We start from the raw sequence: 23,235 nt of genomic DNA, 5'->3' as shown, positions 1-23,235 counted from the left end.
CGGGGAACACTTGGTGTTGACCGAGACATCGGAGAGCGCCTGCGGTTCATCCCCGCGCCTGCGGGGAACACGCGCTGTTGAACGGCCCAAGCGCCGGCTCCGCCGGTTCATCCCCGCGCCTGCGGGGAACACCGGCGCAGACCTTTAGCAACGTGCTGTCCCGCCGGTTCATCCCCGCGCCTGCGGGGAACACCGGCGCAGACCTTTAGCAACGTGCTGTCCCGCCGGTTCATCCCCGCGCCTGCGGGGAACACGCCACCACGCCGATTGAACCGAGCATCCCGGTCGGTTCATCCCCGCGCCTGCGGGGAAGGTTCATCCCCGCGCCTGCGGGGAACACACGCAGGACACGCCGGACGCCCAGCAGGTCGTCGGTTCATCCCCGCGCCTGCGGGGAACACGTGCCATCCTCCAGCCATGTGACCCCGCCCGGCGGTTCATCCCCGCGCCTGCGGGGAACACATGCTGACGAGCTCGCCGCTGTTGCGCACCTTCGGTTCATCCCCGCGCCTGCGGGGAACACCTGTTCGCGATGAATTGGGCGCAGGAAGCGCTCGGTTCATCCCCGCGCCTGCGGGGAACACATCTGGGCGACGACGCGCGGGTTCAGCGTCAGCGGTTCATCCCCGCGCCTGCGGGGAACACACGCCCGTCTCGTGAGACGGGCATGCTAACTACGGTTCATCCCCGCGCCTGCGGGGAACACTGTCACGACCGACGCCCAGGGGTTCATCAGGTCGGTTCATCCCCGCGCCTGCGGGGAACACAGAAGCCCGGCCGCAGCTGCGCCGATCGAGAACGGTTCATCCCCGCGCCTGCGGGGAACACTAGCGGGCACGCTCGCCGCGCCAGCCGCCACCCGGTTCATCCCCGCGCCTGCGGGGAACACCCGGGCAGTCCGTCCCGATCGGCGATGCCGTGCGGTTCATCCCCGCGCCTGCGGGGAACACGGCGAGGAGACGCTGGCCCTCGAGAACGGCGGCGGTTCATCCCCGCGCCTGCGGGGAACACGAGGCCTCCTTGACGGTGGCGACCTCGTTGGCCGGTTCATCCCCGCGCCTGCGGGGAACACGCGGCCCGGACCATGGCGGCCGACATCTCGGCCGGTTCATCCCCGCGCCTGCGGGGAACACCACCGTCGAGAGCGGAAACCCGGCGGCCTCGGCGGTTCATCCCCGCGCCTGCGGGGAACACAGTGGGCCGGTCACCCAGTTGTTCGTGCCGGACGGTTCATCCCCGCGCCTGCGGGGAACACATCCGCCCGGGGTCCCAGATCCCGAGAGTCGCAGGTTCATCCCCGCGCCTGCGGGGAACACCTGGAGGAGAAGCCAGGTCATGCGGCACCCCGCGGTTCATCCCCGCGCCTGCGGGGAACACGATGAGGCGAGTGGGCATCAGGCGGCCATGGCCGGTTCATCCCCGCGCCTGCGGGGAACACTCCTTCTGGAAGTGATTGATGCGCTTGGCATTTCACGATGTCAAACAGCGCACCGGCGTTCCGCATCCGTTCCAGGACGTCTCAGCCAGCCGCGAAGCCAACCGTTCCACCCCGCCTTACGGCCCCGCCCGCCCCGGATCCGTCAGCTGGATCGTCCAGCTCTTCTGCTCGCCCGTATCGACCTCGAAGAAGCCGTTGCGGTCGTAGCCGCGCGCCAGGCAATCCTCGACCCCCCGGATGGTGAACTCGCGGTCGCGGGTGCACATCAGGGAGCGGCCGCTCCACTCGCCGCCGCGGTCGTAATCGACCGCGAAGACGTAGTAGTAGCGGGCGGCCAGCGCCCCCTTGAGCAGGGTCTCGCAGCCCTTGGCCGAGAGGTTCCACCAGCCCTCCGTCACCCAGCCGCCGGAATCCCGGTAGCCGAGGGCGATGCCGATGCGGCTGCCGGTCATGTTGCACATCCGCAGGTCCGCCCGCGCCGGCCCGGCGCCCAGGAGGGCGAGGGCCAGGGCGGGAAGAACGGCGCGGCGGGGGGAGAGGAAGTCAGCCAACCAGGATGATGCGGAGGTCATTGACGTTGGTGCGGGTGGGCCCGGGCCGGACGAGGTCGCCGAGCCGGTCGAAGAACGGAGTCGAGTCGTTCTCTCCCAAGCTCGCCCGCGCGTCGAGCCCCGCCGCCGCCGCACGGGCGAGCGTCGTTGGGTCGATCAGGGCCCCGGCGGGGTCGGTGGCCTCGCCGCGGCCGCCATCGGTGCCGTCGGTATCGGCCGAAAGGGCGCAGATGCCGGGGGCGCCGTCGAGGGCGAGCGCGAGCGCGAGCGCATATTCCTGGTTCGGCCCGCCCTGGCCCTCGCCCCGGATGGTCACGGTGAGCTCGCCGCCGGAGATCAGCGCGGCTTTCCGCCCGGCGGCGGCCATCTCGCGGGCAAGGCCCGCCTGCGCTGCTGCCACCTCGCGGGCCTCGCCCTCGAGATCGGCGCCGAGCAGCACCGGCTCGTAGCCGGCGGCCTGCGCCGCCGCCGCCGCGGCGTTCAGGGCGTCGACCGGGCGGGCGATGATGCGGAACTCGCTGCGGGCGAAGGCGGGATCGCCGGGCTTCGGGCTCTCGTTGGCGGGGTCGTTCAGCAGCGCCTCGGCGGCGGGCGGCAGCGGAATGCCGCGGCGGGCGCAGATCGCCCTTGCATCGGCGAGCGTCGTCGGGTCCGGCACCGTCGGGCCGGAGGCGATCACCGCCGGGTCGTCCCGCGGCACGTCGGAGATCGCGAGCGTCAGGATCCGGCCGGCGTTGCGGGCGGCCTGCGCGAGGCGCCCGCCCTTGATGCGCGAGAGGTGCTTGCGCACGCAGTTGATCTCGTCGATCGCCGCGCCGGAGCGCAGCAGCGCCCGGGTGATGCCCTGCTTCTCGGAGAGCGTCAGGGCGCCGGCCGGCGCGATCCAGTTCGCCGAGCCGCCGCCGGAGAGGAGCACCAGCACGAGGTCGTCCGGGCCGGCGGAGGCGGCGAGGGCGAGGGCACGTTGCGTCGCCGCGATACCGGCTTCGTCCGGCACCGGGTGGCCGGCCTCCACCACCTCGATTCCCCCGGCCGGCTCGCCGTAGCCGTGGCGGGCGACCGCCAGCCCGGCGATGCGGGCCGGATCGACCCCCTGCGACCGGTAATGCCGCTCGGCGAGCGCCGCCATGCTGGCTCCGGCCTTGCCGGCACCGAGGATCACCAGCCGCCCGGCCGGCACCGGGGGCAGGTGCGGCACCAGGCAGCCGCGCGGATGGGCGGCCGTCACGCCCGCATCGAGCAGGCGCAGCAGCAGGGCGCGGGTCTCCGAAGCGGAGATACGTTGGAAGGGGATACCTGGGGAAGGGGCATCGGTCACGGGGCGGATCCTCGCGTCTTGCTGTGATCACGGTTCGGGCCGGCTTCGTGCCGGCCTCGTTCTCAACTGTCAGAGCTCGGCCGTTCGGGAGGAACGCCGGGGCCGCGCGACTGCGATGCCGGCCAGGATCAGGCCGCCGCCGAGCACCTGGAGGGGCCCGAGGGCCTCGCCGAGGAGGATCCAGGCCAGGATCGCGGCGGCCACGGCCTCCAAGAAAATCACCAGGGAGGAGAAGCCGGCCGGCAGGCGCCCGAGCGCCACCGCGAGCAGGCCCTGGCCGCCGGCATGGCTGACGAGGGCCAGCGCCAGGAGCCCGAGGGCGGCGCTGCCTGAGTGCGGCAGCATCGGCCGGGTCTCGAGCATCGCGACCGCGCCGAGCAGCACCAGGGCGGTGATGCAGGAGGCGACGAAGGTGACGCGGGCGGCGCCCAGGCCCCGGGCCCGGGCGCGCTCCACGGTGAGGAAGTAGAGGGAGAAGAAGATCGCGGTGATCACCCCGTCCCGGTCGCCGGCGAGGCGGGCGGGATCGACCTGGACCGACTGCCCGACCAGGCTGGCGCCGCCGAGGAGGCAGACGAGGAGGCCGACGAGCGTGCGCCCGGCCGGCCGGCGGCGCAGGCCGATCCAGGCGAACACCACCACGAAGACCGGCGCGGTGGTGGCGAAGAAGGTGGCGTTGGCGACCGTGGTGCCCAGGATGGCGAGGTGCCAGAACAGGAGGTCGCCCGAGAAGACGAGGCCGGCCAGCAGCACCGAGGGCGTGAGGGCGCGGCGCAGGTGCGGCGCCCGCGCCTCCTCCCACCGCATCCAGCCGTAGAGCGCCGGCAGCGCCAGGGCGACGCGCCAGAACGCGCTGGCGAAGGGCCCGACCTCGGGGCTGACGAACCGCACCAGGACCGGCGACAGCCCCATCGCCAGCGCACCGGCGACGAGGGCGGCGAGCGCCGGGCCGAGATCGGCCGCGGGGCCGGCGGAGGCGGCGAGGCCGGCAGCGAGGTCGGGCCTGGGGGTGCGGGACATCGAGGGGAGCCTTTTCGGGCGGCGTGCTTCCGGTGCGGGGGAGTTCTCGAAAACCCCCACTATGGCAAGTCGCGCCCGGCGTCACCGTGCGGAGCGGATGGAGCCGGCCCCGCCATTTGGGTATGGGGGAGGGACCCGACGCGACCGCGATCCCCGATGACAGCCCCTGCCACGCCCCAACCGCCCCAGCCCGTCGAGACGATTCCCGGCGATCCGGCCTGCGGCCTCCTCCTCCTGTGCGACCACGCCTCGAACGCGGTGCCGCCGGACCTCGCCGATCTCGGCGTCGCGCGGCCGCATTTCGAGCGGCACATCGCCTACGACATCGGGGCGGCGGCGGTGACGCGCGCGCTCGCCCGCCGCCTCGGGGCGCCGGCTTTGCTGACCACCTTCTCGCGGCTCATCATCGATCCCAATCGCGGCCGCACCGACCCGACCCTGGTGATGCGCCTCTCCGACGGGGCGATCGTGCCGGGCAACGCGCGGATCGGGCCGGCGGGCGTCGCCGAGCGGCTGGCGCGCTTCTACGACCCCTACGACCGGGCGATCGACGCGGCGGTGGACGCCGCTCTTGCCGCGGGCGCGCCGCCCGCCATCGTCACCGTGCACAGCTTCACCCCGGCCTGGCGCGGGGTGGCGCGGCCCTGGCACGTCGGCATCCTGTGGGACCGGGACGATCGTCTCGCCGGCCCGCTGATCGCGGGGTTACGGGCGGATCCGGCCGGGTTCACCGTCGGCGACAACCAGCCTTATGGCGGCGGCCTGCCGGGCGACACGATCGACCGCCACGCCCTGGCGCGGGGGCTGCCCAACGCCCTGATCGAGATCCGCCAGGACCTGATCGGCGACGAGGCCGGGGCGGAGGACTGGGCCGCGCGCTTTTCCGCCCTGCTGGGGCCGTTGGTCGCCCGCGCTTGACCGGGCGGTCGCCCGCTCCCCACCTCTGTGGTGCGATTTGACCGAAGGACGATCCGATGGACGGCATCGACGAGACTACCCGCACCGAGCTCGAGGCCGCGGTCTTCCGCCGCCTGGTGTCGCACCTCCAGGGGCGCACCGACGTGCAGAACATCGACTTGATGAATCTGGCGGGGTTCTGCCGCAACTGCCTGTCGAACTGGCTCAAGGACGCGGCCGACGCGCGCGGCCTGGCCCTCACCAAGGACCAGAGCCGCGAGCACGTCTACGGCATGCCCTACGATGAGTGGAAGGCGCGCCACCAGAACGAGGCGAGCCCGGAGCAGGCCGCGGCCTTCGCGGCGCGGGCGGAGAAGCACTGAGTGCGGAGCCACGCCGACGAGATCGGCGCGCCGAATCCGGACGCGCAAGAACTCGGTAAGGTTGCGCATCTATCAAGATCCGGGAGGGCGGGCCGCGAAGGCCGCCATCCGTCAGTGGGTTGGGGTGCCTGATGGCCGCGTCCGCCCGCGGCGGTACGACAACCCACCGGACAGGAGACCGTGAATGAACGCGCACAGCATGCCGGACACCGACGTCGCCTCGTCGGGCGTCGCCGCCGAGGAGCTCAAGCAGTTCATCGAGCGCATCGAGCGCCTGGAGGAAGAGAAGGCCGGCCTCCAGGGCGACATCAAGGACGTGATGCTGGAGCTCAAGGGCCGCGGCTTCGACGTCAAGGCGGTGCGCACCATCCTGCGCCTGCGCAAGAAGGACCATTCGGAGCGCCAGGAGGAAGAGGCGATCCTGGAGCTGTACATGCAGGCGCTGGGGATGGCGTAGGGCCACTCCGTTTCATCTGACCGAGCAAGATAAAACGCGGGATCCCCTCTCCCGTTCGGGAGAGGGGTCGGGGTGATCGAAGATCGCGCGAGGGTGGCCCGGCTTCCGCAATGATCCTGAACCGTAGAGCTGCGCAGCTCTACGGTTGTAGCTTCATTCTGAACCCGAGCCACCTTCACCCCTAACCCCTCTCCCACACGGGAGAGGGGAGCGCGCTCTATTCTTTATCCGCATTACCCTACGCGGCAGGGGGGCGGAAATTCGCGCATCCCCCGCACGCCTAACCTAAGCCACACTCGCCCTCCGAGGAACCGGCGCCGCATCGCCGGACGTTTGGGACGGATGGAGACGATCACCCCCTCGGAGCCCGAAGGCTTCCGCTACGCCGACCTCACCCCGGCGACCGACTTCCTCAGCATCCTCGACGACGCGTCCTATCGCCCCGTCCCGGAAGACTGGTGGGTGGCGGTCACCGACGTGGTCGATTCGACCGGCGCCATCGCGGCGGGGCGCTACCGGGCGGTGAACTTCGTCGGCGCGGCGGTGATCGCGGCCCTGCGCAACGCGCTCGGGCGGCGCGAAGTGCCCTTCGTGTTCGGGGGCGACGGGGCGAGCGTGCTGGTCGCGCCCGACGAGGAAGAGGCGGCACGCGCCGCGCTGGCCGCCACGGCGGCGTGGTCGCGGGACGCCATGGGTTTGTCCCTGCGCGCCGCCTTGGTGCCGGTGACGGCGATCCGCGCGGCCGGCCATTCCGTCGAGGTGGCGCGCTACGCGCCCTCGCCGGACGTCGCCTACGCGATGTTCATGGGCGGCGGCCTCGCCTTCGCCGAGCGCGCGCTCAAGCAGGGGCTCCATGCCGTCGCGGCGGCGCCCGCGGGCACGCAGCCGGACCTTACCGGGCTGACCTGCCGGTTCGAGCCGGCGAAGGCCCGCCACGGCCTGATCCTGTCGATCCTGGTGGTCGCCGCCGAGGGCGCGGACCGGGCCACCGCGCGGGCGGCGATCGCCGACGTGGTGCGGCTGGCCGCCGAGGCGCCGGCCCGCGGCCATCCCCTGCCGCCCGGCGCGCCCGCCTTGCACTGGCCACCGGCCGGCTTCGCCCACGAGGTGCGGGCGCGGGGCCCCCTGTGGGGCTCCTTCGCTCTGCGCCGCCTCCACGTCCTCGGGGCGACGCTCGTCGCGCACCTGATCTTCCGTCTGGGCTTGAGCTTCGGCGGGTTCTCGGCCCCGCGCTACCTCGACGAGCTGGTGGCGAACGCCGATTTCCGGAAATACGACGACGGCCTGCGCATGACCGTCGATTGCGACCCCGCGCTCGCGGCGCGGATCGAGGCGCGGCTGGAGGCGGCGGAAGGCGCGGGGCTGGTGCGGTTCGGCCTGCACCGCCAGGCCGCGGCGCTCACCACCTGCATCACCCCGGTCGCGGCGTTGCGCGACCACGTCCACTTCGTCGACGGCGAGGATGGCGGCTATGCCCGCGCCGCGCAGGCGCTGAAGGCCAAGGACATGAGGACCAATGATGAGGCACGCCGGGCGACCGGCGCGAATCCAGGCACCGAATCGGCCCGCGCGCCGGTTTGAGGCGGGAGCGTGGCCTGGAAGGGCGCGGGCAGGCGATCGGTCGCAGCCCACCCTTGCGTCAAGAGAAGGGACTTGGTGACCAGACTCACCGTATATCCCGCCTTTCCGAATCGAACTGGAACAGAGCCCCCTTGGAAATGAACGACGCGGTGTGGACGGCTGAGGCGACCGAGAAGGCGGTCGCGCTGTGGATCGATGGACGTGACCCGGCGGAGATCGCCGGCGTGATCGGAACGACGGTCGCCGATGTGATCGGCCGCGTGGCGCAGGCCGCCCTGGCGCGGCAGCAGGAGAAGGCCGCGGCGGCCAAGGCAGCGGCCGCGAAGCCGCCAGCCCCGGCCGCCCCCGCCAGGGTCGAGCCGGTCGCCCGGACCGAACCCGTGAAGGCCGAGCCGGCGCAGGCCGCCGCCAAGGCCGAGCCCGCCAAAACCGAGACGGCCAAGGTCGAGGCTGCCAAGCCGGCCCCTAGGATCCTGCCTTCCCGGATCCTGACCGCGGACGCCGCCCCGGTCGCTGCCAGGCCCGCTCCGGTCAAGGCGGCGGCCCCGGCGAAGCCCGCCCCCGGCAAGCCCGAGGCTGCGCCGACGCCCAAGCCGGTCGTGAGGGTCGCCGAGAAGCCGGCTCCCGAGAAGCCGGCTCCCAAGCCCGTGGTCGCGCCGCCGGCGCCCCGCGTCGAGGCGCCGGTGATGAGCGCGCGCGCCCTCGAGGAGGCCACCCGGGCATTCCTCGCCGCCAACATGGCGCCGTCCCGCAAGGCGGCGCCCGCCGCGAAGGCGGCCCCGGCGGCCCGGCCTGCGGCGGCGGCTCAGCCCGCGGCACCGCGGGCTCCGGCCCCGCAGCCGCGCGCCGTCGAGACGCCAGCCCGTCCGGTCGCGCCGAACGTCCAGGCGGTTCGTGAGGCGGCTCCCGAATTCGCTCCGGCGCCCGCGATGTCCGCCCCCGTTCTGGCCGAGCCGGCCGAGGGCGGCAGCATCGTCGCCCTGCCGATGTCCCGCCGGGTGCCGGCGGTCGCGGCCGATGGCGGCGATGGCGTGCTGTTCCTCAAGGCGGGCCTGCTCGACTGCACCTTCCCGCTCTGGTCCGACGGCGACGGCACCGCGATCGAGTCGAAGCGCGTCTGCGGCTGCCGGGTGCTCACCGGCAAGCGCTGGTGCCACACCCACTACGCCACGGTGTTCGAGCCGCCGAAGCGGCCGATGCGGGCGGCCTGATCCCCGACCGGGGGGCCGTCCGGGGCAGGGCATTCCTCCTCGGAATGGATCTCGTCTACACGTGATCGCCATGACAAGGTGCGACCGGCCGGGAGCCTCGGCGGTCGCACCTCGGGATGAGGTCGAAGGTAGGATGGAGCCTGCCCAGCGACCGGTGAGGCGATCGGACATGATTCGACGTTTCACCAGTACAGCTGCGCCCGACCGATGAACACGTCCGCATCGACCGTCCGGCGGTTGAAGTTCAGGCTCGCCGGCGAGGGCGAGGTGTGGGAGCGGACGTAGTCGAACACGAAGCGGATGTTGCGGTCCGGGTACCAGTTGATGCCGGCGGTGAAATCCTGCTCGATGCCGCCGCGGATGGTGCGGTCATCGAGATCGATGGCGCTGTAGCGCAGGCCGAGCTCGAACACGCCGGTGCCGCCGCGGCTGACGCGCTGGGCCTCCGCGACCTCCACGCCCCCGAACACCGCGTATTCGGTGGCGTAGCGCGGCGCGATCGTGTAGCGCCGGCCCTTGCTGTTGAGGAGCAGGCCGGCCTGGATGTAGCCGCCCTGGAAGCTGAAGGACGGCGCGCCGCTAGAGCGGCCGATCTCGGTCAGGATGTACTCGGCCTGGAGCCGGAACGGCCCGGTCTGCCAGGCGGCCTCGAGCCCGACGCGGCCGATGCTCGCTGCATCGCGGATGCTGCCGGTATTCACGAATTGCCGCGCGAACAGGAACGCCTCGGAGCGGCTCGACAAGGTGAGCGGGCTACCGTCGTTCGGCAGCGAGCGGTAGCTGCCGGCGAGCCCGACATGCAACACTTCGTACCCGTCCTTGCTGAGCCAGGGCGCGTAGGTGACCCGGGTGGTCGAGGCGATGCCCTGGTCGCCGATCGCGGCGTTGTTGATGTTGCCGCCGAACACGCTCGTCACCGCGGTCCATCGGTCGCCGTGGGTGCCGATGGCGAGGCCGACATTGCGGGCCGGCGCGAAGGCGTCGGCGAGCGAGCGCTCGGTGAACAGGGTGTTGTTGTCGGAGATCAGCTGATTGAGGCTGAACGGCTCCTTCATGTTGCCGATCGCCACGATGACGTCCTTGAAGCCCTTGTAGGCGACGACCGCGTCGTTGATCGGCCGGTTCGGCTCGGCGAAATCGTACTGGAAGGCGAGTTCCAGCACCTTGCCGAGGGTCAGGTAGCTCTCGATCCACGAGCGGCGCACGGCGATCGGCGTGTCGAACACCGTGCCGAAGCCGCGCTGCTGCACCCGCCCGGTGCCGAAATCGAGCTGCAGGCGCCCGCCGATCCGCAGGGTCGCGGCGTCGTCGGGGAATGCGAGCGTGATGCCCTTCTCGTCGATGGTCAGGCGCTCGCCGAACGGGCCCGGCGGCCCCTCGACGGCGGCAGCGGGCAGGGTCGCGGAGGCGAGCAGGAGGGCGGCGAGCGGCCAGGACGAGCGCGAGGGCGTGCAGGTGCGGTGCGACATGTCCGGATCCTGGCGGCAGTGACGCGGGACGCTGCCCGTTATTCCATGACGACGCTGCGACCTTCGACAGGTCCGGCCACGTTCACCGGCCGGTGTGGCGCGGCAGCCACGCCTGGCGCGAGGAGCGAACCGCCGCGTCGCCTCCGGGTTGTGTCGGGGACGACCGAGGACCTTGCATGCCCCCCGCCATCGACCGCCGCACCTGCCTGTCCGGCCTCGCCGCCTTCGCGCTGACGACGGGCGCTGCCCGAGCTCAGAGCGGGCAGTCCGGCCGCTCCGACACCCTCCTGGTGATGGAGAAGGGCGACCACGCCTTGAGCTTCTACGAACTCGCCAGCGGCCGGCGCACCGGCCGGGTCGAGCTGCCGGGGGATTACCCGCACGAATTCGCCGTCGACCGGGCCGGGGCCCGCGCCTATGTCGGCCTCTACGGCGCCAAGTCCTCGACCACGCCGGGGCCGGGAGGCGATGCGGTCTACATCGTCGATCTCGCCGCCCGGAGCCTCGCCCGCACCATCTCGTGCGCGCCGTTCCGGCGCCTGCACGGCCTACGCCTCGACGCGAAGGACCGGCTGTTCGTGCTGAGCGAGGATCGCGACGTGCTGCTGGGCTTCGACGCGCCGGACCGGGCCGAGCGGCCGGACCGGGCGGTGGGAACCGGCGGCATCAAGGGCCATCTGTTCTCGCTGTCGCGGGACGGCGAGACGGCCTACATCGCCAATATCCTGTCGAACACCGTGAGCCGGGTCCGGCCCTTCGCGCCGGCGGAGGCGCCGCGCCTCGTCGCGACCGGCCTGTGGCCGGAGGGCAACGCGCTCTCCCCCGACGAGGCCACGCTCTACGTCGCCAACCGCCGCAGCGCGACGCTCACCGCGCTCGCCACCGAGGCGATGACGGTGACGCGCACGCTCCCGACCCGGGGCGACGTGGTGCGGGTCGATTGCGGGCCGGAGGGCGACCTAATCCTGGCGAACTACGCCGAGAAGAGCTTGTCGCTCCTCGATCCCGCGCTCAAGGAGGTGGCGACGGTGATGCTCGGCGCCGCGCCGGTGGCGCTGGCCCGCCACCCGTCGAGCCCGCTCGCCTTCGCGGCCCTCGAGAACGACCGGATCGCGGTCGTCGATCTCGAGGGACGGCGCGTCCAGGGGCATCTCGCCACCGGGCGCGAGCCGGACGTGATGGTGGTTCTGCCCGGGTAGGACGGGGGCTTACCGGTTCGCCCGCGCCAGGGCGGCGTGGAGCAGGAGGTTCACGCCCGGCAGGGTCGGCTCCAGGGCGATGTCCTCGGCCTCGTTGTGGGTGATGCCGTCGCGGCAGGGCGTGAAGATCATGCAGGCGGGAGCGACCCGGGCGACGTGGTAGGCGTCGTGGCCGGCCTGGGAGCGCAGGTCCATGGTCGGAATCCCGAGGCGCTCCGCGGTCTCGCGCAAGGTGCCGATCAGCCCGTCATCGAAGGAGAAGACCCCAAAACCCCATTCCTCGGCGACCGAGATCTGGGTGAGCGAGCGGGCGGCGCAGTCGGGCAAGGCGGCGCGCAAGGACGCCTTCATGGTCTCGAGGGTCTCGAGCTTCGGCGCCCGCATGTCGATGAACAGCTCGGCGTATTCCGACAGGGTGCCGGGGAGGTTCGGCACCAGGTCGAGGCGGGCGGCGGTGGCCTTGGCGTCGGTCTCAGCATGGGCCCAGCCGATGTCGTTGACCGCCACCGCCACCATGGCGGCGCCCACCAGCGCGTTGTGGCGCTCGCTCATCGGGGTCGGGCCGGTATGGGCGGTGGCGCCCTCGACGGCGATGCGCATGCCGCAGCTCGGATAGCCGCCCGTCACGATGCCGACCGGCACGCCAGCCCGGTCGAGGGCCGGGCCCTGCTCGATGTGCAATTCGAAATACGCGTCGATGGTGCGCCCGCCGACGGGCGCCGAGCCGCGATAGCCGATGCCGTCGAGGGCGTCGCCGAAGCGGATCCCGTCGCGGTCGCGGCGGTTCTCGACCCAGTCCGGCGTCGCCTGGCCGGACCAGGCGAGGGAACACAGCATCGGCGGCGAGAACCGCGCGCCCTCCTCGTTGGTCCAGTTCACCACCTCGATGGCGCGGCGCGTCGCGATGCCGAGGTCGTCGAGGGTGCGCAGGACCTCCAGCCCGGCGAGCACGCCGAGGATGCCGTCGAAGCGACCGCCGGCCCATTGCGTGTCGAGGTGGCTGCCGATCACCACCGGCGGCAGGCCGGGCTCGGTGCCCTCGCGCCGCAGCACCATGTTGCCGAGGCCGTCGACGGTGAGGGGATAGCCGCCCTCCTCAGCCCAGCTTTTGAGCTGGTCGCGCACCACCCGGTCGGGCTCGGTCAGGGTCAGGCGCCGCAGGCCCCCCCGGGGCCCGGTGCCGATGCCCGCCGACACCATCAGGGTGTCCCAGAGCCGGTTGCCGTTCACGGAGAGGTTGGTGGTCATCGCGGGTCCTCACGCACCACGTCGGGGGATGTGCGGGCGCCAGGATGCGAGGACCGTGCCCGGCGGACAAGCGCCGGGTGCGGGGGTGGCAGGAAAGAGGAGAGGGTGCGCGCTTACCCCAGCCGCGCCCGCGCCGCCGCGTATTCCGCCTTCAGCCGGTCGATCACCACGGCGGTCGCCGGCGCGTCGTCGATGGTGCCGACGCCCTGGCCGGCGCCCCAGATGTCGCGCCAGGCCTTGGTGGTGCCCGAGCCGAAATTCATCTTGGTCTTGTCGACCTCCGGCAGCGCGTTGGGGTCGAGGCCGGCGGCGGTCACGCTCGGCTTGAGGTAGTTGCCCGGCACCCCGGTGAAGTAGGGGGTGTAGAGGACGTCGGCGGCACTCGTGCCGACGATCATCTCCTTGTAGGCCGGCGCGGCGTTCGCCTCCTGCGTGGCGATGAAGCGGGTGCCCATATAGGCGAGGTCCGCGCCCATCGCCTGGGCGGCGAGGATCGCGTCGCCGGTGGTGATCGCGCCCGACAGGATCAGCGGGCCGTCGTAGAAGCGCCGCACCTCGCCGACGAGGGCGAAGGGCGAGAGCGTGCCGGCATGCCCCCCGGCCCCGGCGCAGACCAGGATCAGGCCGTCGACCCCGGCCTCCAGCGCCTTCTCGGCGTGGCGCACCGTCGTGACGTCGTGGAAGACGAGCCCGCCCCAGCCGTGCACCGCCGAGACCACCGCGTCGGGTGCGCGCAGCGAGGTGATGATGATCGGCACCTTGTGCTTCCCGCAGACCGTCAGGTCGTGCTCGAGCCGGTCGTTCGAGGCGTGGACGATCTGGTTGACGGCGTAAGGAGCGACGATGCGCCCGGGATCCGCCGCCCGGGCCTCGTCGAGCGCCGCGTCGATCCGGGTCAGCCACTCGTCGAGCGCTTCCTTCGGCCGGGCGTTGAGAGCCGGGAACGAGCCGACGATGCCGTTGACGCATTGCGCGATGACGAGTTCCGGCCCGGAGACGATGAACATCGGCGAGGCGATCACCGGCAGGGCGAGGGCGTGGCGGAGGCTGTCGGGCAGGGACATCGGCGGCGTGGCTCCCGGGATCTCGTTCGAGACGGATCGTTATCGCTCCCGCATCGCACCGGGGCCTGTGTGCGGTCAACGGGCGGCTTGACGGCGGCCGGCGCCGGCATTCCTGTTCGCGCCTCTCCCCTCACCATCAGGAGTCGCCGCGTGCAGGTTGAGATCGGAACCCCGGAGGCGGTCGGCCTCTCGTCGGAGCGGCTGGGCCGAATCGTCCCGTGGATGCGGGGTTACGTCGCGGCCGGCAAGCTGCCGGGCCTGTCGGTGACCGTGGCCCGGCGCGGCCAGGTGGTGTTCTCCCACCAGGAGGGCCTGTGCGACCTCGCGCGCGGCCTGCCGATGGAGCCCGACACCATCGTGCGCATCTACTCGATGACGAAGCCGCTGACCTCGACGGCGATCCTGATGCTGTACGAGGAGGGCCGGTTCCAGCTCGACGACCCCATCACCCGCTTCCTGCCGGAGTTCCGCGACATGCGGGTGCTCGCCGGCGGCAGCCGTGCCAAGCCCGAGACCGTGCCGGCGGAGCGCGACATCACCTTTCGCGATCTCCTCACCCACACGTCGGGCCTCACCTACGGCTTCATGGACGCGACGCTGGTCGACCGGATGTACCGGGAGGAGGGCGTCGACTTCCAGACCGCCGAGACCTCCCTCGCCGAGGTGGTCGCCAAGGCCGCCAGCCTGCCGCTGCTCGCCCAGCCGGGGGCGGAGTGGAACTACAGCATCGCCACCGACGTGCTCGGCCACCTCGTGGCGGTGATCTCCGGCCAGACCTTCGACGCGTTCCTGCGCGAGCGGATCATCCGGCCGCTCGGCATGGTCGATACCGACTTCCACGTCCCGGCCGAGAAGCTGTCTCGCTTCGCCTCGAACTACGCGCTGGGCGAGGGCGGCCGGCTGACCCTGATCGACGATGCCCGCGACGGCCGCTACGCGCGCCCCCGCACCGCGCCGTCGGGCGGCGGCGGCCTCGTCTCGACGGCGGCCGACTACGCCCGGTTCTGCCGCTTCATCCTGGGCGGCGGGGCGCTCGACGGGGTGCGGCTCCTCGGCCGCAAGACCGTGGACCTGATGACCGCCAACCACCTGCGCGGCGACCTCGCCGATATGGGCCAGCCGCGCTTCTCGGAATCGAGCTACAGCGGCATCGGCTTCGGCCTCGGCTTCTCGGTGATGCTCGATCCGGCCAAGGCCCAGATCCTCGGCACCCCGGGCGAGGTCGCCTGGGGCGGGGCGGCCTCGACGGCGTTCTGGATCGACCCCGCCGAGGACCTGTTCGTGATCATGCTGACGCAGCTCATGCCGTCCTCGACCTGGCCGATCCGGCGCGAGCTGCGGGTGCTCACCTACGCGGCGATCACCGCGTGATCGTTCACCCCACCGCCCGGCGGTAGAGATGCCAGGTGGCGTGGCCGAGGACCGGCAGCACCACCGCGAGGCCGACGAACAGCGACAGCATGCCGATGACGAGCATCCCGGCCACGATGGCGCCCCAGGCGAGCATCGTGCCGGGGTTCTCGCGCATCAGCGCGAGCGAGGTCTCGATCGCCGTGCCGGCATCCACGTCCTTGTCGATGATGAGCGGGATCGAGACCGCGCTGACCGCCAGCGCCAGGAGCGAGAAGGCCGCGCCGACGAGGTTGCCGGCGAGGATCAGGCCCCAGCCCCGCGGCGTGGTCAGCACGTCGTCGAGGAAGGCGAGCAGCGAGGGCTCGGAGACACTGCCGTAGAGCGACCAGTACAGGCCCATGGCGGCGCAGATCCAGGCGAGGAAGATCAGCGCCAGCACCACGCCGACCGCCATCACCGCCCTGGCCGAGCGGCCGCGCAAGGGCGCGAAGGCGTCGGTCCAGGCGGCGGGCAGGCCCCATTCCCGCCGCCGGCTCAGCTCGTAGAGTCCGAGCGCCGCGAACGGCCCGATCAGCGCGAAGCCGGCGGCCAGCGGAAACAGGATCGGGATCAGGTCCTGCTCGAAGATCGCCGCCGCAATCAGCACGCCGGCGATGGGGTAGATCAGCACCACGAACAGCACGTGGGTGGGCATCGCCAGGAAGTCGTCGACGCCCCGCGACAGGGCGGCCTTGAGGTCCGGGATCCCGATCCGCCGCACGGCGGGGCGGGCGGCGGAAAAGCCGTGGGAAAGGGGGAACGAGCTCGTCATCGCGTGTCCTCCGGGGGGAGGCGCCCGCGACGGGGAAGGCCGGGCCGCTGTGTCGGGCCGTCGTGTCGGCGGTCCTCAGGCGCCCGGTCCGGCCCGCACGGGCACCGGACAGATCGGTCGCATCGAAACCTTGGGTCGACTCGCCAGTCTCCTGGCATTCCGGCGGGAGAAAATCCCGCCGCACGCCGCGAGGGTAGCGCCGGCCCGGCCCGCCCGCCAAGGGGGTGATGCGCACGATCGCGCGACGGGAATCGCATTGCGGCTGGACGGCCCCTCGGCGGATCCGGTCAGAAGGCGAGGCGCAGCGCGCCGCCGTCGACCGGGATCGTCGTGCCGGTGATGTAGCCCGCCGCCTCCGAGGCGAGGAACGCGATCAGGGCGGCCGCCTCGCCGGGCTCGCCGAAGCGCCCGGCGGGAATGTTCTGCGCGATGTAGGCGCGGCGCGCCTCCTCCGTCGGATGCAGGCGATCGAGGATCTGAGGCGAGTTGATCCGGCCCGGGGCGACGCAGTTCACGGTCACGCCGCGGCCGGCGAAGGCGGCGGCCGCGGCCTTCGACCAGCTCTCCAGCGCGGCCTTGGCCGGGGTCGCGGCATTGAAGCTCTTGGCGACGACGGCGCCCGAGACGTTGACGATCCGCCCGAAGCCCCGCTCAAGCATGGCCGGCACCAGCGCTTCCGTCAGCCGCCGGGCGGCGAGGAAGTTCAGGCGGAAGCCCTCGTCCCAGGCGGCCTCGTCGTTCCAGACGTCGAGGGGGCGCGAGCCGCCGGCGTTGTTGACGAGAACGTCGACGGACCGTGCAGCCCCGCGCAGGGCCTCGGCCAGCCGCGGCGGACCGTCCGGCTCGGCGAGGTCGGCCGTGAGGATCGTGGGCGGTGGCCCGCCCGCGGCGACGATGGCGGCGGCCAGCTCCTCGAGCGGCGGTCGCGAGCGGGCCGAGACGACGATCCGCGCCCCTTCCGCTGCGAGCGCCATCGCGGTGGCCCGGCCGATGCCGGTGCTGGCGCCGGTGACGAGGCAGGTCTTGTCGGTCAGGCGCAGGTCCATCGTCCTCTCCGAGGTTCGTCAGCCGGGTTCGCCGAGGGCTCCGGGAGAGAGCCCTGCGACCCACCATGGACACAGGGCGGGATGACGGCTGTCAACGAGCGGGACAATCGCCGCTTTCACCCCGGGCGGGCGGTCGGACGCGAAGGCTCGAGCATCCGCAAGGAGCCGCGAGGCGCATTGCCGCCCCGGCGCGATCCCCCGGGGTGCCGCACCGCCCGCTTCCACGCTACAAGGGGCCACCTTATTCCACCTCAAGGCCCACTATGCCGAGCACGCCCCGCGCCGCGATCATCCCGGTCACGCCGTTCCAGCAGAACTGCACCCTGCTGTGGTGCGAGGCGACGAAGCGGGCCGCCGTGATCGATCCGGGCGGCGACCTCGACCGGATCCAGGCGGCGATCGCCAAGGCGGGGGTCACGGTCGAGAAGATCCTGCTCACCCACGGCCACATCGATCACGCCGGCGGCGCGGCGGACCTGCGCGACGCGCTGAAGGTGCCGGTCGAGGGACCGCACATCGCCGACAAGCCGCTCCTCGACAGCCTGCCCGGGACCGGGGCGGCCTACGGCATCGACGGCGCCAAGGTCGTCACCCCCGACCGCTGGCTGACCGAGGGCGACACCGTCACGGTGGGCGAATTGACCTTCGACGTGCTGCACTGCCCCGGCCATTCCCCGGGCAGCGTCGTGCTGGTGAGCCGCGACGCGCGCTACGCGCAGGTCGGCGACGTGCTGTTTCGCGGCTCGGTCGGCCGCACCGACCTGCCGGGGGGCAACCATGAAGCGCTGATCGCCTCGATCAAGACGAAGCTCCTGCCGCTCGGCGACGACGTCGCCTTCATCCCCGGCCACGGCCCGACGGGCACGATCGGCCAGGAGCGGCTGTCGAACCCGTTCCTTCAGTAGGAGCTTCCTCCCATGGATCTGCGTCCACTCGGCCGTTCCGGCCTCTCGGTCCCGCCCTTCTGCTTCGGCGGCAACGTCTTCGGCTGGACCGCCGACGAGGCGACCTCCTTCGCGCTGCTCGACCGGCTGCTCGAGACCGGCTTCACCTTCATCGACACCGCCGACGTCTATTCGCGCTGGGCGCCGGGCCACCAGGGCGGCGAATCGGAGGCCGTGATCGGGCGCTGGCTCAAGGATCGCGGCGCCCGCGACCGGATGACCATCGCCACCAAGGTCGGCATGGACATGGGCCAGGATTCCTCGGGTGACGGCCGGAAAGGGCTGAAGGCCTCGTATATCGAGCGGGCGGTGGAGGATTCGCTGCGCCGTCTCCAGACCGACCGGATCGACCTCTACCAGTCCCACACCGACGACGCCGAGACGCCGCTCGCCGAAACGCTTTCGGCCTACGACCGGCTGATCCGTGCCGGCAAGGTGCGGGCGATCGGCGCCTCGAACTATTCCGCCGCCCGCCTGCGCGAGGCGCTGGCCGTCGCCGAGCGCGAGAACCTTCCCCGCTACGAGTGCCTGCAGCCCGGCTACAGCCTGGCCGACCGCGAGGATTACGAGGCCGAGCTGGAGCCCCTGTGCCGGGAGGGGGGGATCGGGGTGATCTCCTACTTCTCCCTCGCGGCGGGGTTCCTGACCGGCAAGTACCGCCAGGCCGGGGCCGCCGCGGGCCGCGCCCGGGAGGCCCGGGTCTCGGCCTACCTCAACCCGCGGGGCTTCGCCTTCCTCGACCTCCTCGACGACGTCGCGCGCGAGCACGGCGCCACCCCGGCCCAGGTCGCCATCGCCTGGCTCGTGGCCCGGCCGGGCCTGACCGCGCCGATCGCCAGCGCCACCTCGGTGGCGCAGCTCGACGAGGTCTTAAGCGGCGTGCGCCTCGCCCTCGACCCGGCGGCCTCGGCCCGGCTCGAGGAAGCGAGCCGGGGCTCGCTCAAAGGCTGACGCGAGGACCGATGCAAGGGCTGACGATGGTCGTTGGCGGATCCTTAACGGGGTGCGGCGAAACGTAACCTCTTCTATCCTCCGCCACGGGTGGACAGGGCTCCCGGCCCACCCCCGGCGGACCCCGAAAAGTGCTGCTTGCGGCGCCGAAAACCGATGCAATTTCAAGGCGGAATGCTTACATCAGGCATAGACTGGATCGCGGCCGCCACGGCCCGGACCCCTTGAGACACGACGAGACAGAAGACGGCGCCGGATCGCGAGACCGGCGCCGGCGCCGGCCGCGCCACCCCGCGACGCGCGCCCGCCCGCACCAGGAACCGACATGGCCGAACCCGCCCGCGATCTGAACCCCGACACCTACGGCGCCGACTCGATCAAGGTCCTCAAGGGCCTCGACGCGGTGCGCAAGCGGCCGGGCATGTATATCGGCGACACCGACGACGGCTCGGGCCTGCACCACATGGTGTACGAGGTCGTCGACAACGCCATCGACGAGGCGCTGGCCGGCCACGCGACCCTCGTCACCGTCACCCTCAACGCCGACGGCTCGTGCACGGTCTCCGACAACGGCCGCGGCATCCCGACCGACATCCACCAGGAGGAGGGCGTCTCGGCGGCCGAGGTCATCATGACCCAGCTGCATGCCGGCGGTAAGTTCGACCAGAACTCCTACAAGGTCTCGGGCGGCCTGCACGGCGTCGGCGTCTCGGTGGTGAACGCCCTCTCGACCTGGCTGCGCCTGCGCATCTGGCGCGCCGGGAAAGAGCACGCGATGGAGTTCCGCCACGGCGACGCCGTGGCGCCGCTCGCCATCGTCGGCCCGGCCGGCGACCGGCGCGGCACCGAGGTGACGTTCCTGCCCTCGCCCGACACCTTTACGATGATCGAGTTCGACTATGCGACGCTGGAGAAGCGCCTGCGCGAACTCGCCTTCCTCAATTCCGGCGTGCGCATCGTCCTGACCGATGCCCGCCACGCCGAGCACAAGCGCGACGAACTCGTCTACGAAGGCGGCGTCGAGGCCTTCGTGCGCTACCTCGACCGGGCCAAGGAGGCGCAGATCGAGGCGCCGATCGTGCTCCGCCAGGAGCGCGACGGCATCGGCGTCGAGGTCGCGTTGTGGTGGAACGACACGTTCCACGAGAACGTGCTGTGCTTCACCAACAACATCCCGCAGCGCGACGGCGGCACCCACCTCGCCGGGTTCCGCGCCGCGCTCACTCGCCAGATCACCGGCTACGCCGAGGCGAGCGGGGTGACCAAGAAGGAGAAGGTCGCGCTCACCGGCGAGGATTGCCGCGAGGGGCTGACCGCGGTGGTCTCGGTCAAGGTGCCGGACCCGAAATTCTCCTCGCAGACCAAGGACAAGCTCGTCTCCTCCGAGGTCCGCCCGGCGGTCGAGGGCGTGATGAACGCGACGCTGGGCACCTGGCTCGAGGAGCATCCGAACGAGGCCCGCGTCATCGCCGCGAAGGTGGCGCTCGCCGCCGCCGCCCGCGAGGCGGCGCGCAAGGCGCGCGACCTCACCACCCGCAAAGGGGCCCTCGACATCGCCTCGCTCCCCGGCAAGCTCGCCGATTGCCAGGAGCGCGACCCGTCGAAGTGCGAGATCCTGCTGGTCGAGGGCGACTCGGCCGGCGGCTCGGCCAAGCAGGGCCGCGACCGCACCTTCCAGGCGGTGCTTCCCTTGCGCGGAAAGATCCTCAACGTCGAGCGGGCGCGGCTCGACAAGATGCTGTCGAGCCAGGAGATCGGCACGCTGATCACCGCGCTCGGCACCGGGATCGGCCGGGACGGCACCCACGCCTTCAATCCCGACAAGCTGCGCTACCACCGCATCATCATCATGACCGATGCGGACGTCGACGGCTCGCACATCCGCACCCTGCTGCTGACGTTCTTCTTCCGCCAGATGCCGGAGCTGATCGAGCGCGGCCATCTCTACATCGCCCAGCCGCCGCTCTACAAAGCCCAGAAGGGCAAGACCGCGATCTACCTCAAGGACGACCGGGCGCTGGAGGATTACCTGATCGACGGCGGCGTCGACGGGGCGGTGCTCAAGCTCGCCACCGGTACCGAGTTCGGCGGAGCCCAGCTCAAGGCGCTCGTCGACGAGGCGCGCGGCGTGCGCCAGGTGCTGCACGGGATGCATTCGCGCTACGACCGCGTCGTGGTCGAGCAGGCGGCGATCGCGGGCGCGCTGCGCCCCTCGGTCGCCGGCAACCCGGCCGAGGCCGAGGTGGTGGCCGACGAGATCGCCCGGCGCCTCAACACCATCGCGGACGAGATCGAGCAGGGCTGGGAGGGCGAGGCCAAGGACGGTGGCTACGTGCTGTCGCGGACGCTGCGCGGCGTGCGCCAGGTCGCGGTGCTCGACGAGGCGCTGATCTCCTCGCAGGAGGCGCGCCGCCTCGACGAGCGGGCGGAGAACCTCAGCGAGATCTACGGCGCCCCCGTCACCCTGGTGCGCCGGGGCGACCACACGACGCTGCACGGGCCGGTCGCGCTGTTCGAGGGCATGATGGCGCTCGGCCGCAAGGGCCTGCAGCTGCAGCGCTACAAGGGGTTGGGCGAGATGACCGCTCAGCAGCTCTGGGAGACCACCCTCGACCGCGACGTGCGCTCGCTCCTCCAGGTGAAGATCAAGGACACGACCGACGCCGACGACCTGTTCGTCAAGCTGATGGGCGACGTAGTCGAGCCGCGCCGGGAGTTCATCCAGGAGAACGCGCTGAACGTGGCCAATCTCGACGTGTAATATTTTAATCAATGTAGACATGTGCTTTTCCCATTCGCGACCTCATCCTGAGGTGCGAGCCTTGCTCGCCTCGAAGGAGGCCTCCAGGGATCGCCGTGGCCTCTGGAGGCCTCCTTCGAGGCCCGCTACGCGGGCACCTCAGGATGAGGGTGCGGGTGGGAGAGAACAGGTCCTCGCGCCCGCCCGCCGCTTGATCGCGGACCGGGACCGGCGATAGGCAGGGCCGCGAGAGCGCGCGGGTCTCCGGAGCGCGAATGCGGAGTGTGATCATGCAGGCGGCCGAGCTCGCGCCCTTTTCCGACTACGTCCTGCCGGAGGCGACCCTGCCGGAGCTGCCGGGTCACTACCGCGGCAAGGTGCGGGACAATTACGACCTGCCCGACGGACGGCGGATCCTGATCACCAGCGACCGGTTGAGCGCCTTCGACCGGGAATTGGCGGCGATCCCGCTCAAGGGCCAGGTGCTGACCCAGACCGCGCGCTACTGGTTCGAGAAGACGCGGGACATCTGCGACAACCACGTGCTCGCCTATCCCGACCCGAACGTGGTGGTCGGGCGTCGCCTCGCCATCCTGCCGGTCGAGATCGTGGTGCGCGGCTACCTCGCCGGCAGCACCGGGACCTCGATCCTGACCCTGTACAAGACCGGCCGGCGCGAGATGTACGGCCACCGGCTGCCGGACGGGATGCGACCGCACGAGAAGCTGCCGCAGCCGATCATCACGCCCACCACCAAGGCCGGCCACGGTGACCACGACGCGCCGCTCTCCGAGGCCGAGATCCTGGAGCGGGGCCTGCTGACGGACGACCAGTGGCGCACCCTGTCGGAGGCGGCGCTCGCCCTGTTCGCCCGCGGCCAGGCCCTGGCGGCGGAGCGGGGGCTGATCCTCGCCGACACCAAGTACGAGTTCGGCCTCGACGCCGACGGGCGGATCGTGCTCGCCGACGAGATCCACACCCCCGACAGCAGCCGCTACTGGTTCGCCAAGAGCTATCCCGAGCATCTCTCCGCCGGCACCCTGCCGGAGAGCTTCGACAAGGACGTGGTCCGCAACTGGGTCGCTGCCCGCTGCGACCCCTATCGTGATCCGGTGCCGGAGATTCCACCCGAGGTGGTCCTGCGCACCGCCGCCACCTATGTCAGCGCCTTCGAGACCATCACCGGTGAGCGTTTCGCCCTGCCGGACACGAGCGAGCCGCCGCTCGCACGGATCCGCCGCAACATCGCGGCGTTCCTGGCACGATAAGCGCCGCATCACGAAGTGACGCCGGCGCAGTCCGGCAATACAACCCGCCGACGATACGATTCCGACGATACAACCAAAGGAACGTAGATCCTGCTTGCGCAACCACAGCATGCAGGATCGTTCCACCTCCCACCCGATATGCACGATTGTGCTTGTCGGGCGCGGCCCGGTCCGGTATGACCCCGTTCGAACAGAAAAAAGGCCGCCCTTGCGAGGCGGCCCGAAGTCTAGGGAGGAAACGCCCAAAGAGGGCTGCACCGCCGCGACGCCATCGCGGCGGTACGAA

At 71.6% G+C, this 23,235-nt stretch carries 19 protein-coding genes and 1 CRISPR repeat array (1 of these 20 only partly in view); of the genes, 11 read left to right on the top strand and 8 right to left on the bottom strand.

Going from position 1 to position 23,235, the window contains the following annotated elements; translation table 11 throughout:
* A CRISPR array of direct repeats spans positions 1-1,438; the repeat unit is 29 nt; unit sequence CGGTTCATCCCCGCGCCTGCGGGGAACAC; it reaches 263 nt to the left of the window's first position.
* 116 nt (positions 1,439-1,554) lie between these two features.
* From ABZT49_RS15070 to ABZT49_RS15060, 3 genes are all read right to left on the bottom strand, one after another.
* Positions 1,555-2,010 carry a DUF1036 domain-containing protein gene (locus tag ABZT49_RS15070; RefSeq protein ID WP_355286841.1) on the bottom strand — a complete coding sequence of 152 codons (456 nt, stop codon included), beginning with the start codon at positions 2,008-2,010 and terminating at the stop codon, positions 1,555-1,557.
* Entirely contained in the window at positions 1,982-3,307 is a 1,326-nt protein-coding gene (locus tag ABZT49_RS15065) for a glycerate kinase (RefSeq protein WP_355286840.1), read from the bottom strand. Before ABZT49_RS15065 ends, ABZT49_RS15070 begins: the two co-directional genes overlap by 29 nt.
* A gap of 69 nt (positions 3,308-3,376) precedes the next feature.
* Positions 3,377-4,327: a DMT family transporter gene (locus tag ABZT49_RS15060; RefSeq protein WP_355286839.1), complete on the bottom strand. Its 951-nt coding sequence runs from the start codon at positions 4,325-4,327 to the stop codon at positions 3,377-3,379.
* 156 nt (positions 4,328-4,483) lie between these two features.
* Between ABZT49_RS15060 and ABZT49_RS15055 the strand changes: the two genes are divergently transcribed.
* From ABZT49_RS15055 to ABZT49_RS15035, 5 genes are all read left to right on the top strand, one after another.
* On the top strand, positions 4,484-5,245 hold the full coding sequence (locus ABZT49_RS15055) for an N-formylglutamate amidohydrolase (protein ID WP_355286838.1): 762 nt from the start codon (positions 4,484-4,486) through the stop codon (positions 5,243-5,245).
* 56 nt (positions 5,246-5,301) lie between these two features.
* Entirely contained in the window at positions 5,302-5,607 is a 306-nt protein-coding gene (locus tag ABZT49_RS15050) for a DUF1244 domain-containing protein (protein WP_093565343.1), read from the top strand.
* A gap of 199 nt (positions 5,608-5,806) precedes the next feature.
* Positions 5,807-6,064 carry a DUF2312 domain-containing protein gene (locus ABZT49_RS15045; protein WP_355286855.1) on the top strand — a complete coding sequence of 86 codons (258 nt, stop codon included), beginning with the start codon at positions 5,807-5,809 and terminating at the stop codon, positions 6,062-6,064.
* Between the two features lie 342 nt (positions 6,065-6,406).
* Positions 6,407-7,645 carry a DUF3095 domain-containing protein gene (locus tag ABZT49_RS15040; protein WP_355286837.1) on the top strand — a complete coding sequence of 413 codons (1,239 nt, stop codon included), beginning with the start codon at positions 6,407-6,409 and terminating at the stop codon, positions 7,643-7,645.
* Between the two features lie 137 nt (positions 7,646-7,782).
* Positions 7,783-8,856, top strand: a complete 1,074-nt coding sequence (locus tag ABZT49_RS15035) for a hypothetical protein (protein WP_355286836.1) — start codon at positions 7,783-7,785, stop codon at positions 8,854-8,856.
* Between the two features lie 182 nt (positions 8,857-9,038).
* On the opposite strand, the gene ABZT49_RS15030 is transcribed toward ABZT49_RS15035, so the two are convergent.
* Positions 9,039-10,325, bottom strand: a complete 1,287-nt coding sequence (locus ABZT49_RS15030) for a porin (protein WP_355286835.1) — start codon at positions 10,323-10,325, stop codon at positions 9,039-9,041.
* 176 nt (positions 10,326-10,501) lie between these two features.
* Between ABZT49_RS15030 and ABZT49_RS15025 the strand changes: the two genes are divergently transcribed.
* A complete protein-coding gene (locus tag ABZT49_RS15025; RefSeq protein ID WP_355286834.1) occupies positions 10,502-11,524 on the top strand; it encodes a hypothetical protein in 1,023 nt (340 codons plus the stop codon).
* A 9-nt stretch (positions 11,525-11,533) separates the two neighbouring features.
* On the opposite strand, the gene ABZT49_RS15020 is transcribed toward ABZT49_RS15025, so the two are convergent.
* Together ABZT49_RS15020 and ABZT49_RS15015 are read right to left on the bottom strand one after the other, a co-directional pair.
* Complete coding sequence (locus ABZT49_RS15020) at positions 11,534-12,772, bottom strand: Zn-dependent hydrolase (RefSeq protein ID WP_355286833.1); 1,239 nt, start codon at positions 12,770-12,772, stop codon at positions 11,534-11,536.
* A 113-nt stretch (positions 12,773-12,885) separates the two neighbouring features.
* Positions 12,886-13,836, bottom strand: coding sequence for a nitronate monooxygenase family protein (locus tag ABZT49_RS15015; protein ID WP_355286832.1), 951 nt, complete (start codon positions 13,834-13,836; stop codon positions 12,886-12,888).
* Positions 13,837-13,986: 150 nt separating this feature from the next.
* On the opposite strand from ABZT49_RS15015, the gene ABZT49_RS15010 reads away from it, so the two are divergent.
* Positions 13,987-15,207 carry a serine hydrolase domain-containing protein gene (locus tag ABZT49_RS15010; protein WP_355286831.1) on the top strand — a complete coding sequence of 407 codons (1,221 nt, stop codon included), beginning with the start codon at positions 13,987-13,989 and terminating at the stop codon, positions 15,205-15,207.
* Positions 15,208-15,211: 4 nt separating this feature from the next.
* Here the strand turns inward: ABZT49_RS15010 and ABZT49_RS15005 are convergent, their stop codons facing one another.
* Together ABZT49_RS15005 and ABZT49_RS15000 are read right to left on the bottom strand one after the other, a co-directional pair.
* The gene (locus ABZT49_RS15005; protein ID WP_355286830.1) at positions 15,212-16,000 is read right to left on the bottom strand and encodes a DUF2189 domain-containing protein; all 789 of its coding nucleotides are present in this window, start codon (positions 15,998-16,000) and stop codon (positions 15,212-15,214) included.
* A gap of 287 nt (positions 16,001-16,287) precedes the next feature.
* Positions 16,288-17,046 carry an SDR family oxidoreductase gene (locus tag ABZT49_RS15000; RefSeq protein ID WP_355286829.1) on the bottom strand — a complete coding sequence of 253 codons (759 nt, stop codon included), beginning with the start codon at positions 17,044-17,046 and terminating at the stop codon, positions 16,288-16,290.
* Positions 17,047-17,309: 263 nt separating this feature from the next.
* On the opposite strand from ABZT49_RS15000, the gene ABZT49_RS14995 reads away from it, so the two are divergent.
* From ABZT49_RS14995 to ABZT49_RS14980, 4 genes are all read left to right on the top strand, one after another.
* Complete coding sequence (locus ABZT49_RS14995; protein ID WP_355286828.1) at positions 17,310-17,951, top strand: MBL fold metallo-hydrolase; 642 nt, start codon at positions 17,310-17,312, stop codon at positions 17,949-17,951.
* 12 nt (positions 17,952-17,963) lie between these two features.
* On the top strand, positions 17,964-18,941 hold the full coding sequence (locus ABZT49_RS14990; RefSeq protein WP_355286827.1) for an aldo/keto reductase: 978 nt from the start codon (positions 17,964-17,966) through the stop codon (positions 18,939-18,941).
* Between the two features lie 325 nt (positions 18,942-19,266).
* Positions 19,267-21,702, top strand: coding sequence for a DNA topoisomerase (ATP-hydrolyzing) subunit B (gyrB, locus tag ABZT49_RS14985; RefSeq protein WP_355286826.1), 2,436 nt, complete (start codon positions 19,267-19,269; stop codon positions 21,700-21,702).
* 269 nt (positions 21,703-21,971) lie between these two features.
* Positions 21,972-22,949, top strand: coding sequence for a phosphoribosylaminoimidazolesuccinocarboxamide synthase (locus tag ABZT49_RS14980; RefSeq protein WP_355286825.1), 978 nt, complete (start codon positions 21,972-21,974; stop codon positions 22,947-22,949).
* Positions 22,950-23,235: the final 286 nt, after the last annotated feature.

The sequence above is a fragment of the Methylobacterium sp. EM32 genome (assembly GCF_040593685.1).
Lineage (GTDB): Bacteria > Pseudomonadota > Alphaproteobacteria > Rhizobiales > Beijerinckiaceae > Methylobacterium.
The sequence above is the reverse complement of the archived record's forward strand: the minus strand, read 5'-3'. Positions and strand labels throughout refer to the sequence as shown.

Coding starts and splice junctions, on each gene's coding strand:
- ABZT49_RS15070 (WP_355286841.1), bottom strand. CDS start 2,010: ATGACCTCCGCATCATCCTGGTTGGCTGACTTCCTCTCCCCCCGCCGC.
- ABZT49_RS15060 (WP_355286839.1), bottom strand. CDS start 4,327: ATGTCCCGCACCCCCAGGCCCGACCTCGCTGCCGGCCTCGCCGCCTCC.
- ABZT49_RS15055 (WP_355286838.1), top strand. CDS start 4,484: ATGACAGCCCCTGCCACGCCCCAACCGCCCCAGCCCGTCGAGACGATT.
- ABZT49_RS15050 (WP_093565343.1), top strand. CDS start 5,302: ATGGACGGCATCGACGAGACTACCCGCACCGAGCTCGAGGCCGCGGTC.
- ABZT49_RS15045 (WP_355286855.1), top strand. CDS start 5,807: ATGCCGGACACCGACGTCGCCTCGTCGGGCGTCGCCGCCGAGGAGCTC.
- ABZT49_RS15040 (WP_355286837.1), top strand. CDS start 6,407: ATGGAGACGATCACCCCCTCGGAGCCCGAAGGCTTCCGCTACGCCGAC.
- ABZT49_RS15035 (WP_355286836.1), top strand. CDS start 7,783: ATGAACGACGCGGTGTGGACGGCTGAGGCGACCGAGAAGGCGGTCGCG.
- ABZT49_RS15030 (WP_355286835.1), bottom strand. CDS start 10,325: ATGTCGCACCGCACCTGCACGCCCTCGCGCTCGTCCTGGCCGCTCGCC.
- ABZT49_RS15025 (WP_355286834.1), top strand. CDS start 10,502: ATGCCCCCCGCCATCGACCGCCGCACCTGCCTGTCCGGCCTCGCCGCC.
- ABZT49_RS15020 (WP_355286833.1), bottom strand. CDS start 12,772: ATGACCACCAACCTCTCCGTGAACGGCAACCGGCTCTGGGACACCCTG.
- ABZT49_RS15015 (WP_355286832.1), bottom strand. CDS start 13,836: ATGTCCCTGCCCGACAGCCTCCGCCACGCCCTCGCCCTGCCGGTGATC.
- ABZT49_RS15005 (WP_355286830.1), bottom strand. CDS start 16,000: ATGACGAGCTCGTTCCCCCTTTCCCACGGCTTTTCCGCCGCCCGCCCC.
- ABZT49_RS15000 (WP_355286829.1), bottom strand. CDS start 17,046: ATGGACCTGCGCCTGACCGACAAGACCTGCCTCGTCACCGGCGCCAGC.
- ABZT49_RS14995 (WP_355286828.1), top strand. CDS start 17,310: ATGCCGAGCACGCCCCGCGCCGCGATCATCCCGGTCACGCCGTTCCAG.
- ABZT49_RS14990 (WP_355286827.1), top strand. CDS start 17,964: ATGGATCTGCGTCCACTCGGCCGTTCCGGCCTCTCGGTCCCGCCCTTC.
- gyrB (WP_355286826.1), top strand. CDS start 19,267: ATGGCCGAACCCGCCCGCGATCTGAACCCCGACACCTACGGCGCCGAC.
- ABZT49_RS14980 (WP_355286825.1), top strand. CDS start 21,972: ATGCAGGCGGCCGAGCTCGCGCCCTTTTCCGACTACGTCCTGCCGGAG.